This is a genomic window from Lapillicoccus sp., from assembly GCF_025353065.1.
Taxonomy (GTDB): Bacteria; Actinomycetota; Actinomycetes; order Actinomycetales; family Dermatophilaceae; genus Lapillicoccus.
Genome location: NZ_JANXRJ010000215.1, coordinates 1 through 11080, shown reverse-complemented (window position 1 = coordinate 11080; position 11080 = coordinate 1). Strand labels below are relative to the sequence as shown.

Genomic DNA, 11080 nt, shown 5'->3' with positions numbered 1-11080 from the left:
CACCACGACACCGGTCACCCGGTGAGCGGCCTGCTGCGCCTGACGGGCCGTGGTGAGGGCGTAGCGGCCGCGGTGCAGCTTGACGATCTGCTCCTGGGCGAGGGCATCGTCGAGCTCTCGGCGCGAGGTGAGCGAGACGAGCTGGGTCCAGGACGCGAACCCTCCCAGGCGTTCGAGGTGCGAGACCAGGGGCATGCTGAGGGGGAGCGGGAGGCTCAGGACGGCAGCAGGACTCATGTCGGCCAGCCTGATGGCTGCCAGGGGTCGTTCCGCGGTCGTCCACAGGGCAGTTCCCGCTCCCCATCGAGCTACTGGCGCGTAACGACGACCGTTGGTCACCCGGCGGCATACCCCGTATGCGTGGCCGCTCGACCGCCATGGACCAACGGTCGTCGTAACGTTGGAGCGGTCCAGTGGCGGGTCGGCTGCTGGCCGCCTCGGCCGGCGCTCGCTGCGGCTGGGTAGGGTCGTTCCCATGACGACCTACGTGCTCGTGCCCGGCGCCTGGCTGGGCGGATTCGCCTGGGAGCGCGTCTCGTCCGTGCTGCTGGACGCCGGTCACGACGTGCGCCCGGTGACCCTCGGCGGCCTCGGCAACCGGTCCGACGAGACCGGCGTCAGCCTCCGGTCGCACGTCGACGACATCGTCGGGCTCATCGAGCGCGGCGACCTGCGCGACGTCGTGCTCGTGGGCCACGGCTACGGCGGGATCCCCGTGGGACAGGCCGCCCTGATCGTGCGCGACCGGCTGAAGGAGGTGGTCTACGTCGACGCCGACGTGCCCGCCGACGGTGTGGCCTTCGCCTCCGAGGAGCTGGCCGCCCACGTCGCCGCCAATGGTGACCTCTGGCCCCCCATCGGCCACGACGACTTCGAGGGCCAGGACCTCACGCACGAGCAGATCCACTTCTTCGAGGACTGGTCCAAGCCCCATCCGGGCGCGACGCTCACCGACGCCGCTCACCTCGACGGAGATCTCGCGACCCTCCCGACGACCTACGTCGCAAGCCTCGAGGACGGCGCCGAGCCGACCGCCGACGTCACGGCGCTGCTGACCTCCCCGCACTGGCGGCTCGTCGAGCTCGACACCGGCCACTGGCCGATGTGGTCCCAGCCGGCCGAGCTCGCGCGGATCCTCCTCGACCTGGCCTGACCTGCGTCGGACGCCAGCACCCGCCAGTACCAACCCTGTTCACCGCACCCGGCCCCGCGGCCTGAGCCGGACGTTCGGCATCGGTGGCGCGTCGAGCCGCTCCGACGAGGGGTAGTCGACCTCGCCGAAGCGCGGGTCACCACCGGCATTCCACTGCGCCCGAGCCTGCTCGATCTCGTCGTGGGTGCGGGCGACGAAGTTCCACCACATGACGATCTCCTCCTCGAACGGCGCCCCGCCGAGCAGCAGCACCCGTGCGTCCGGCGACAGCTCGACGGCGACCTCGAGGCGGTCCGTGCCGAGGAACAGCCCCTGCCCGGCGCCCGCCGTGGTGCCGTCCACGGTCACCGAGCCGGCAAGCGGCACGAGCAGGTGCTCGTATGCCGCGTCGAGCGGCAACGCCGTTGCTGCCGAACCGGATTCGCTCGGCGTGAGCTCGGCGCCGACGAGTGGCGTGACCGCCTGCTCCGGGCCGAGAGTCCCGGCGAGGCGCCCGCTGAAGACCTGCGCGCGGACCCCGCCGACCTCGACGAACGGCGCCGGCTCGTGGAGGACGAAGCCGCGCGCCCCGTGCCGCGCCGCCTCCGGCAGCGCCACCCACAGCTGGGCGCCGTGCAGCAGCCGGTCGCCGGGCAGCGTTGTCCCAGAGCGCGGTCCACCATCGACCGGCTCCGACATCACCACGTCCTCGGAGTGCGCGATCCCTGCACCGGCCGTCATCACGGCCACCCGGCCGGGCACGACGTCGGCCGTCGACCCGATCGAGTCACGATGGCGCACGGTGCCCGACACCAGCCAGCTCACTGTCTGCAGCCCGGTGTGCGGGTGGGGCGCGACGTGCATCGCGCCCCCGTCCTCGACCTCCCGCGGCCCGAAGAGGTCGACGAAGCACCAGGCCCCCACCATCCGCCGCTGCCGGTGCGGCAGGATCCGCAGGACTTCGCTGCGCGGGCTGATCCGCGCGTGGATCGCCTGGAGCACGAGCAGCTCCCGTCCGCAGACCTGCGGGTCGTCGGGCGCGTCCCGGTAGACATCGGTCTCCGTGCTGCTCATGGCGGCAACGCTAGCCCGATACGATGACGTCGAACACGGTGTGCCGGGAAGTCTGGTCGGCAGTCCCCCCGCCGACCCGTTCGGCCCGTCCTCGAAAGGCTGCGCCGTGACCGACCGGCCCACCACCTCCCCCGTCGATGACGATGCACCGCTGGCTCGCAGGCTGCTCGGTCGCGGCACCTGGCCCGAGGCGCGCTACGTCGCGACCGCACTGCGGGCCGAGACCGTCGGTGGCGCACTGCTGCTCGGCGCCGCCGTCCTCGCCCTGGTGTGGGCCAACACGCCGTGGCACGCGGCATACGAGTCGCTGAGCCAGCTCCGCGTCGGGCCGCTCGCCCTGCACCTCAACCTCACCCTCGCCCAGTGGGCCTCCGACGGTCTGCTCGCCGTCTTCTTTCTCGTCGCCGGCGTCGAGCTCAAGCGCGAGTTCGTCGCCGGAGACCTCTCCGACCGGGCCAAGGCGGCGCTGCCCATCGCCGCAGCGGCCTGCGGTGTCGCCGTCCCCGCCCTCCTGTATGCCGCGGCCGTCCTCGTGGTCGGTCCCCAGGGCGACGCGCTGCGCGGCTGGGCCATCCCGACCGCGACCGACATCGCCTTCGCGCTCGCCGTGCTCGCCGTCATCAACACCCACCTGCCGTCGTCGCTGCGCTCGTTCCTGCTCACGCTCGCCGTCGTCGACGACCTGATCGCCATCACGATCATCGCGATCTTCTACTCCAACGGCGTCGACCTCCTGATGCTCGGCCTCGCTGTCGTCCCGTTGGCCGGCTTCGCCCTGATGCTCCGATTCGGCATTCACCACCCGCTGCTGCTGGCGGTCCCGGCCCTGGTCGCCTGGTACCTCGTCCACGCCTCCGGCGTCCACGCCACCGTCGCCGGCGTGCTCCTCGGGCTGCTCGTGCCCGTGAGCAAGGAGCGCGAGGAGGACGCGAGCTACCACACCCTCGCCGAACGGATCGAGCACGCGCTGCGGCCCTGGTCGGCCGGGGTCGCGGTGCCGATCTTCGCCTTCTTCGCCGCCGGCGTGCGCTTCGTGGGCGGCGGCCTCGGCGACTCCGTGCGCGACGCGGCGGCCATCGGCGTGGTCGTCGGTCTCGTGCTCGGCAAGGCCCTCGGGATCTTCGGCGGGACCTACCTCTTCGCCCGGTTCACCCGGGCCGAGCTCGACGAGGACCTCGCGTGGAGCGACATCGCCGGCCTCTCCCTGCTGGCCGGCGTCGGCTTCACCGTCTCGCTGCTCATCGGCGAGCTGGCCTTCGGCGAGGGCTCCCCACGCGACGACCACGTCCGGCTCGCGGTGCTCGTCGGGTCGACCTTCGCAGCCCTGCTGGCCGCGGTGGCCCTGCGCATCCGCAACCGTCACTACCGCCTCGTCGAAGAGCGCGAGACGAGTGACGACGACGGCGACGGGGTACCGGATATCTACGTTCAGCGGCGCTCTTCGTTAGGCTCCGACTGACCGCCCCCACCGCCACCCGGCCCCGTGGGCTCCGAACACCGCGTCACCGGCGCAGGAAGGAGGGCCCTGTGCCTCTCGTACCCCCAGATGGTGACACCCGCGTCGGCAAGGAGCGGACGCTCTCTCAGCTCGTGGCTCAGGCCAGCGAGGACATCTCCACGATCATCTCCAAGGAGATCGAGCTCGCCAAGCTCGAGATCCAGGGCTCGCTCGTCCACGTCAAGCAGGGTGTTCCGCTGTTGGTCGTTGCCGGTGTGCTGGTGCTCTACGCCATCGGCCTGCTCTTCACGGCAGGCGCCTGGGGTCTCTACGCCGCGGGCCTTCCGGCCTGGGCCGCGTTCCTCATCGTCGGCGGAGTCCTGGTCGTCCTCGCCGGGATCCTCGCCTACGTCGGGCAGAAGGCGCTGAAGAAGGTCAACCCCAAGCCGACTCGGGCGATCGCCGGCGTCGAGGAGACGCTGTCGACGCTCAAGAGCGCGCGGGAGTCGGGAAGCGTGCACGCCAAGGCGGTTCCGGCGTCCAAGAGCCAGGTCGCGCTGCCCCGGGCGGCCAGCGGGTCCCAGGTGGCCGGCGCGTCCCGATCACAGGACTCCTGAGGCGTCCGACTCGTGCCCTCGGGACGGACCCGCTTCGTCCGTCCCCGACCCGAGACGACCGCCCACCCCCATGCCACCCGACGCCGCCTCCGTCCTGATCCCCGGCCCGTGGGAGCACCGCTTCATCTCGGCCAACGGCTGCCGCTTCCACGTCGCCGAGATCGGCGAGGGGCCGCTCGTGCTGCTCATGCACGGCTTCCCGCAGTTCTGGTACGCGTGGCGGCACCAGATGCTCGCCCTCGCCGAGGCGGGCTACCGCGCCGCGGCGATGGACCTGCGCGGCTACGGCGCGTCCGACAAGCCGCCCCGCGGCTACGACACCTACACGGCGACGGCGGACGCGACCAAGGTCATCCGGGCCCTCGGTGAGGAACAGGCCGTCGTCCTGGGCCACGGGCTCGGCGGTTTCGTCGCGTGGTGCATGCCCACGCTCCAGCCCGGCACGGCCCGCGCGATCGGCTCCCTGTCGATGCCGCACCCGCGCGTGATGCGAAGGGCTTCCTACCGCGACGCCCGTCAGCGCCGCGCCAGCCGCTACCTCCTCGGGCTCCAGCGACCCTTCGTCCCCGAGCGGAGGATGGCCCGTGACGAGCACTACGTCGCTGAGCTGATGCGGGCCTGGGCCTCGCCCTACGGCGACTTCCCCAGCGACGAGGACGCGCATCGCTACGCCGACTCGATGTCCCTGCCCTTCGTCGCGCACTCGGCCGCGGAGTACTACCGGTGGCTCGGTCGCAGCCAGCTCCGGCAGGACGGTCCACTGTTCAACCGGCGCATCAGGGGCCAGATCGCGCAGCCCGTGCTGCACCTGCAGGGGACCGAGGACGGCTGCGTGGTCGCCGACGCCTGCGCGGGCTCGAGGCGCTACACCTCCGGGCGCTACGACCACGTCAGCATCGAGGGCGCGGGGCACTTCCTGCCCGAGGAGTCTCCCGAGCGGGTGAGCACGACGATCGTCGACTGGCTCGACGACCTCCACCTCGCGGGCCGGTGACCGCCGCGGTGGGAAGGGGCCCGGCCGGCGAGCCGGTGCTGCCGGTCGCCGACGGGCTGGTCTGGTCGGCCTGCGTCCGTGACACGAGCGGCCGGGTGCTCTGGCAGGTCGATCCCGCCCGCGTCCTGCGCACGGCCAGTATCGGCAAGATCATCCTGCTCCTCGAGACGGCCCGGCTGCTCGACACCGGAGAGCTCGACCCGGCCGTCCTGCTCCCACGCGGCGACGACCCGGTCGGCGACTCGGGCATCTGGCACACCCTCGCGACACCGACGCTCCCGCTCGGTGATGTCGCCGCCCTGATCGGGGCGGTCAGCGACAACCTCGCGACCAACGTGCTGCTGCGCCACGTCGGGCTCGACGCCGTCGACCGGCAGCGGGTGGCCCTCGGCCTCGTCGACACCCGGCTGCTCGACGAGGTCCGCGACCAGCGGCTGCCGACGCACCCGCCGACGCTGTCCCGCGGTCGCGCCGACGAGCTGAGCGACCTGGTATGCCGCGTCGCCACGACCGCGGCGCACGGCGCGCGGGTGCGCGGCTGGCTGTCCGGCAATACCGACCTGTCGATGGTCGCGTCCGCCTTCGACCTCGACCCCCTCGCCCACCGGATCGACGACCAGCCGCCCTATGAGCTGTGGAACAAGACCGGCACCAGCGGCGGCGTGCGCGCGGACATCGGGTGGGTCGCCGGAGTGGCATCGGGCGGCAGCGTGGGGCCGGGCGCAGGGCCACGTGGCGCGGAGCCGAGCGAAGCCGGCGTGCCCCCGGCATACGGCTATGCGGTGCTCGCCACCTGGGACCCCGACCTCGGCGACCGGACGGCGACCGTCCTCGCGGCGATGCGCGAGATCGGGGTGTGGGTCCGCCACCGCATCGATGCCGGGGATGCCGGGGATGCCGCCTGACCCCCACGTGTTGCGGAGAGATCCGCGAATTGGCCACCCCTGAACCCTGATTCGCGGATCTCACCGCAACACGTGGGGGCTGAGACGGGCTGGGGCCTGGGGCCTGGGGCCTGGGGCAGACCTCAGCCGGCGGAGCAGGCTCCCGTCGTCACGGGCCGGGAGGCCGACGCGGCGACGTTGAGCACGGGCTTGGCCTCGGTCAGGGTCAGGGCGTAGCCGGTGGAGTCGTCGTCGAGCGACTTGGCGAAGACGATGCCGACGACCTTGCCCGACGTCGAGAGCAGGGGTCCGCCGCTGTTGCCGGGCTCCACGCGGGCGTAGAGCGAGTAGATCTCGCGGTCGATGCCGGGCTGGCCGTAGATGTCGGACCCCGTCGCGTCGATGACGCGGCGGACCCGCGCGAAGTCGAGGCGGTAGGGACCGTCGAGCGGGAAGCCCGCGACGACAGCGGGGTCGTTGGCGGCCAGTGGGGTCCCGAGCGTGAGCGCCGGCGCCTGCAGCCCGGGCACCTCCAGCACGGCGAGGTCGCGCTGGGGGTCGAAGACGACGACGGTCGTGTCGTAGACCCGACCGACGCCCTGGACCCTGACCGTCGGGGTCTGCATCCCGGCGACGACGTGGGCGTTGGTCACCACCCGACCGGGTGCGATGACCCAGCCGCTGCCCTCCTGGCCGCGGTTGCAGGCCTGCGCCACGCCGACGATCTTGACCATCGAGCCCGACGCCGCCGTCACCGCGGCCGAGGCCGGGGCGCTGCCGTCGGGAGGCTGGACCGGGGTGATCGGCTCCGGTGACAACCCGTCGAAGACCCGGGGGAAGCCGTTGCGGTCGAGCATCGTCCGGAAGCCGGCGAAGAGGCGCCCCGTCTCCGGCGGGACGACCCGGTCGATCGTGCGCAGCAGCTGGGACTCGCCGATCGCCCGCGCGAGCGGAGCCGGGGCGGCCGGCCGCACCGAGGCGGCGATGAACCACAGCAGCACGGCGACGGAAGCAGCGACCGCGACCGCGCCGAGCAGCGCGTCGACGGTGCGCAGCGACCTCGCCCGGACCCGGGACCGCACCCGGTTGCCCAGCCGGACCATCAGGCCCTGACCGAGGGAGGCGACGAGGAAGACCCCGAAGACGAGGACGACGATGCGCACGACCTCGCGATCCTGCAGCCACTGCCAGCGCTGGAGCAGGGTCGGCAGCAGGCCGAGCGCGAGGGCGCCGGCTCCGAGGAAACCGAACAGGGACAGGGCACTGACCATGAGGCCCTGCCGGTAGCCGTTGACGGCGTAGCCGAGCAGGACCAGGCCGAGGACGATGTCGAGGATCGTGCCGCCGCTCACGGCCGACCCCGCAGGAACCGGGCGGGGAGCGGCCGGGTGACGGAGGTGTCCCAGGGGCGGTCGAGGCCCGCGAGCTCGAGGGCCTTGTAGACGACGCCGGCGGTGAACCCCCAGAGCAGGAGGTCGGGCCCGAGGTCGACGGCCGGACCGCGGAAGCCCGACGGGTGGGTGACCGTATGCCGCCGGGCCGGGTCGGTGAGGAAGTCCACCGGCGCGAGGATCACCGTCGCGACCTCCGCCGGGTCACCGACCGAGACCGGTCCCGGCTCGCGCCACCACCCGACGACGGTGGTGACCACATTGTCGCTCGGGGGCAGGAAGAGCGAGGGGAGCGTGCCGAGGACCTCGACGCCCGCCGGGTCGAGGTTGACCTCCTCGAAGGCCTCCCGCAGGGCGGTCGCGGCGACGTCGGCGTCACCGGGGTCGGCGCGGCCCCCCGGGAGGGAGATCTGCCCGGCGTGCGAGCGCATCGTGTGGCTGCGCTCGGTGAGGAGGATGGAGACCTCCCCCTCGGCGTCCGGCCCGAAGAGGAGCAGGACGGCCGACTGGCGCGTCGTCTCGTCCTCGGGGGGCAGAAAGCGGCTGAACCATGATGGGTCGACCTCGGCGGCGGCCTTCATCATCGTGTCGAGGTAGTCCGGGCGGGGGGCGCGGTCGTCGGGCGACCCCGGCGCGGCGCGCGGGGTGAGGGTCTGCCCCGGACCGGCCAGGGACGGCATACGGCTCACGCGGGGACGGCTCCGTGGGCCGCGGGCCCGGCGGCCACCAGGGCCGCGAGCTGGGCCTCGTGGCCGGGAGCGAGCTCGTACTTCAGCAGCTTCGCCGCCCGGTCGGGATCGGTCTCGCCCTCGCCGTAGCTCGGGCACCACGAGGTCACCGGGCAGGCGCCGCACGCAGGTTTCTTGGCGTGACAGGTGCGCCGGCCGTGGAAGATGAGGACGTGGCTGAGCATCGTCCACTCCTTCTTGGGGATGAGTGCCCCGATGGCCTGCTCGACCTTGACCGGGTCGAGCTCGGTGGTCCAGCCGAGGCGACGCGCCAGCCGGCCGACGTGCGTGTCGACCGTGATACCGGGGATGCCGAAGGCGTTGCCGAGCACGACGTTGGCGGTCTTGCGGCCGACCCCGGGGAGCGTGACGAGGTCGCTCAGGCGGCCGGGCACCTGGCCGTCGAAGCGCTCGACGACCGCGGCGCCGAGCTTCATCAGGGCGTCGGTCTTGGCGCGGTAGAAGCCGGTGGACTGGATCAGGGTCTCCATCTCGGTCCGGTCTGCGCCGGCGTAGTCCGCGGCCGTGGGGTACTTCGCGAAGAGGGTCGGGGTGACCAGGTTGACCCGGACGTCGGTCGTCTGGGCGGACAGCACGGTGGCCACGAGGAGCTGGAGGGGGTCCTGGAAGTCGAGCTCGCAGTGGGCGTAGGGGTAGCGCTCGTGGAGGACCCGGTAGGTCTTGCGGGCACGTCGGGTCAGCGCGACGGGGGACTCGGTCGTGACGGCAGGCACGGGAGCAGCCTACGTGCGCGGTCTGACCACCACCTCAAGGCGGGCGGCTGTCGCGGTCCACGGCAGGCACTCGACTGGGGTCGCGGCGTGTCGCATGACACACTGTGCCTCGTGGATCACGAAGTCGTGCGGCGCGCGCCGCTGTTTGCCGCACTCGATGACGAAGCCGGGGAGGCGCTGCTCGCCGGGATGGGGACGACCCGGATGGAGCGCGGCGACGTGCTCTTCCGCGAGGGGGACCCCGGCGACACGCTCTACGTCATCGGCGAGGGCAAGGTGAAGCTCGGCCGCACCAGCCCGGACGGCCGCGAGAACCTCGTCGCGATCCTCGGCCCGGGCGAGATGTTCGGCGAGCTGAGCCTCTTCGACCCCGGCCCGCGCACGATGACCGCGACCGCCGTCGCGGAGACGCAGCTGATGGGCCTCGGCAACGAGTCGCTCACCGGCCTGCTGTCCGGGCGCCCCGAGGTGTCCAAGGCGCTGCTCGCGGCCCTCGCCCAGCGGCTGCGGCGGACCAACGAGCACCTCGCCGACCTCGTCTTCACCGACGTCCCGGGACGCGTCGCCAAGGCCTTGCTCGACCTCGCCAACCGCTTCGGCAGGCCGGTCGAGGAGGGCATCATGGTGAGCCACGACCTCACCCAGGAGGAGCTCGCCCAGCTCGTCGGCGCCTCCCGCGAGACGGTCAACAAGGCGCTGGCCGACTTCGCGAGCCGCGGCTGGCTCCGCCTCGAGGCGCGCGCGGTCCTGCTGCTCGACGTCGAGCGCCTGCAGCGTCGCGCCCGCTGACCCCGCGGTTTTACCTCCGCGAACGGTAGAGGTATAAGCGCGGCCCAGGGAGCGCGGTTCTACCTCCGCGCGGTTTTACCTCGCGGAGGGCGGAGGTATAACCGCGGCCCAGGGAGCGCGGTCGTACCTCGGCGACCGGGCGAGGTAAAACCGCGGGGGGTCAGGCGGAGCGGGACCGTCGGCCGCTGCGCGCCCGGAGGTAGTCGGCGACGACGAACTCGCCGAGCTGGCCCACCTCCGGGGTGAAGACCCGGCCGCCGTTGCGCCGCGCGACCGAGTCGACGAAGCGGGCCAGGCCCGGGTCGTCGCCGAGGAGGAAGAAGTTGAGCGCGACGCCGTAGCGGGTCAACGCGTCGACCTCACCGACCGTCGCGCGCACCGTCGCCGGGGTCGTCGGCCACTGGAACGTCGGCGACCCGTCGGACTCGAGGTGGGCCGTGGGCTCGCCGTCCGTGACGACGAGGACGACGGGTTCGGCCTCCGGATGCCGTCTCAGGTGCCGCCCCGCGAGCATCAGGGCGTGGTGGAGGTTGGTGCCCTGGATCCACTCCGGCTCGACCTCGGCGAGCTGCATCGCCGTCAGCGGCCGGGCCAGCCGGTCGAAGCCGATGATCTGCAGCGCGTCCTGCCGGTAGCGGCTGGAGATGAGGTGGGCCAGCGCCAGCGCCGTCTGCTTCATCGGCCCCCAGCGATCCTCCTGGATCATCGAGAACGACAGGTCGACGCAGAGCGCGACGGCGGCGCCGGTGCGGCGGGTCACCTCGGCGACCTCGAAGTCGTCCACTTCGAGCCGGATCCCCCGCCCTCGTCCCGTATGCCGCGTGCCTCCCGTTGCGTCCGGCGCGGTGGTAGCCCTGGCCACCGACCTGTCGGACGCAGTGCCCGCCGAGGTGCGCAGGACCGCGTTCTGCACCGTCCGCACCGCGTCGATCGGCCGCTCGTCGCCGAACTCCCACGGGAGGAAGGCGCCTGTCCGCTCCTCGGCGGCGCCCGACCGCGGGTCGTTGTGGCTGCCCGCACCGTCGGCGTCGAGGTGGGCGAAGATCCGCTTCAACGCCGTCTCCCCGAGGCGCCGCAACGCCTTCGGGGTCAGCGTGATCCCCTTGTCACCGGACTGGATGTAGCCCTGCCGCTCCAGCTCGCGCTGCAGGTCGCGCAGGGCCTTCAGGTCACGCACGGTCTGTTGCGGCAGCTGCCGCTCCAGGGCGTCCACGTCGACGTCGTCGAGCGAGCCCCCGGCAGACGACTCGGCGAGCGGCTGCTCAAGCGACTCGATGTCGGCGAGGTCGGCGAGCGCAC

The 11080-nt window shown here is 72.6% G+C and carries 10 protein-coding genes and 2 pseudogenes; 6 read left to right on the top strand and 6 right to left on the bottom strand.

Annotated features, from left to right (window positions below):
• Positions 1-237, bottom strand: a pseudogene (locus tag Q0R63_RS16360) (hypothetical protein); the annotation flags it as partial.
• 238 nt (positions 238-475) lie between these two features.
• On the opposite strand from Q0R63_RS16360, the gene Q0R63_RS16355 reads away from it, so the two are divergent.
• Positions 476-1153, top strand: a complete 678-nt coding sequence (locus tag Q0R63_RS16355; protein WP_295699552.1) for an alpha/beta hydrolase — start codon at positions 476-478, stop codon at positions 1151-1153.
• A 39-nt stretch (positions 1154-1192) separates the two neighbouring features.
• On the opposite strand, the gene Q0R63_RS16350 is transcribed toward Q0R63_RS16355, so the two are convergent.
• Entirely contained in the window at positions 1193-2206 is a 1014-nt protein-coding gene (locus Q0R63_RS16350) for a pirin family protein (protein ID WP_295699551.1), read from the bottom strand.
• A gap of 106 nt (positions 2207-2312) precedes the next feature.
• Between Q0R63_RS16350 and nhaA the strand changes: the two genes are divergently transcribed.
• The 4 genes from nhaA to Q0R63_RS16330 all read left to right on the top strand — a co-directional run bounded on the left by nhaA (position 2313) and on the right by Q0R63_RS16330 (position 6160).
• Positions 2313-3665 carry a Na+/H+ antiporter NhaA gene (gene nhaA / locus Q0R63_RS16345; RefSeq protein ID WP_295699549.1) on the top strand — a complete coding sequence of 451 codons (1353 nt, stop codon included), beginning with the start codon at positions 2313-2315 and terminating at the stop codon, positions 3663-3665.
• A 68-nt stretch (positions 3666-3733) separates the two neighbouring features.
• The gene (locus Q0R63_RS16340; protein ID WP_295699548.1) at positions 3734-4261 is read left to right on the top strand and encodes a phage holin family protein; all 528 of its coding nucleotides are present in this window, start codon (positions 3734-3736) and stop codon (positions 4259-4261) included.
• Positions 4262-4331: 70 nt separating this feature from the next.
• Positions 4332-5255 carry an alpha/beta hydrolase gene (locus Q0R63_RS16335; RefSeq protein WP_295699546.1) on the top strand — a complete coding sequence of 308 codons (924 nt, stop codon included), beginning with the start codon at positions 4332-4334 and terminating at the stop codon, positions 5253-5255.
• The gene (locus Q0R63_RS16330) at positions 5252-6160 is read left to right on the top strand and encodes a serine hydrolase (RefSeq protein ID WP_295699544.1); all 909 of its coding nucleotides are present in this window, start codon (positions 5252-5254) and stop codon (positions 6158-6160) included. The genes Q0R63_RS16335 and Q0R63_RS16330 overlap by 4 nt, the downstream gene beginning before the upstream one ends.
• Before the next feature lie 122 nt (positions 6161-6282).
• On the opposite strand, the gene Q0R63_RS16325 is transcribed toward Q0R63_RS16330, so the two are convergent.
• From Q0R63_RS16325 to nth, 3 genes are read right to left on the bottom strand one after another with little or no spacing between them, the layout of a single operon-like run.
• A complete protein-coding gene (locus Q0R63_RS16325) occupies positions 6283-7491 on the bottom strand; it encodes a MarP family serine protease (RefSeq protein ID WP_295699542.1) in 1209 nt (402 codons plus the stop codon).
• Positions 7488-8210, bottom strand: coding sequence for a CoA pyrophosphatase (locus tag Q0R63_RS16320; RefSeq protein WP_295699554.1), 723 nt, complete (start codon positions 8208-8210; stop codon positions 7488-7490). The genes Q0R63_RS16325 and Q0R63_RS16320 overlap by 4 nt, the downstream gene beginning before the upstream one ends.
• Positions 8211-8215: 5 nt before the next feature.
• Positions 8216-8992: an endonuclease III gene (nth, locus tag Q0R63_RS16315; RefSeq protein ID WP_295699539.1), complete on the bottom strand. Its 777-nt coding sequence runs from the start codon at positions 8990-8992 to the stop codon at positions 8216-8218.
• Positions 8993-9103: 111 nt separating this feature from the next.
• On the opposite strand from nth, the gene Q0R63_RS16310 reads away from it, so the two are divergent.
• The gene (locus tag Q0R63_RS16310) at positions 9104-9781 is read left to right on the top strand and encodes a Crp/Fnr family transcriptional regulator (protein ID WP_295699537.1); all 678 of its coding nucleotides are present in this window, start codon (positions 9104-9106) and stop codon (positions 9779-9781) included.
• A gap of 160 nt (positions 9782-9941) precedes the next feature.
• On the opposite strand, the pseudogene Q0R63_RS16305 reads toward Q0R63_RS16310, so the two are convergent.
• A pseudogene (locus Q0R63_RS16305) lies at positions 9942-11080 on the bottom strand (hypothetical protein); the annotation flags it as partial.

Excerpts from the sequence above, each read along its gene's own strand:
- Q0R63_RS16320 (WP_295699554.1), bottom strand. The coding sequence starts at position 8,210 with ATGCCGTCCCTGGCCGGTCCGGGGCAGACCCTCACCCCGCGCGCCGCG.
- Q0R63_RS16335 (WP_295699546.1), top strand. The coding sequence starts at position 4,332 with ATGCCACCCGACGCCGCCTCCGTCCTGATCCCCGGCCCGTGGGAGCAC.
- Q0R63_RS16350 (WP_295699551.1), bottom strand. The coding sequence starts at position 2,206 with ATGAGCAGCACGGAGACCGATGTCTACCGGGACGCGCCCGACGACCCG.
- Q0R63_RS16355 (WP_295699552.1), top strand. The coding sequence starts at position 476 with ATGACGACCTACGTGCTCGTGCCCGGCGCCTGGCTGGGCGGATTCGCC.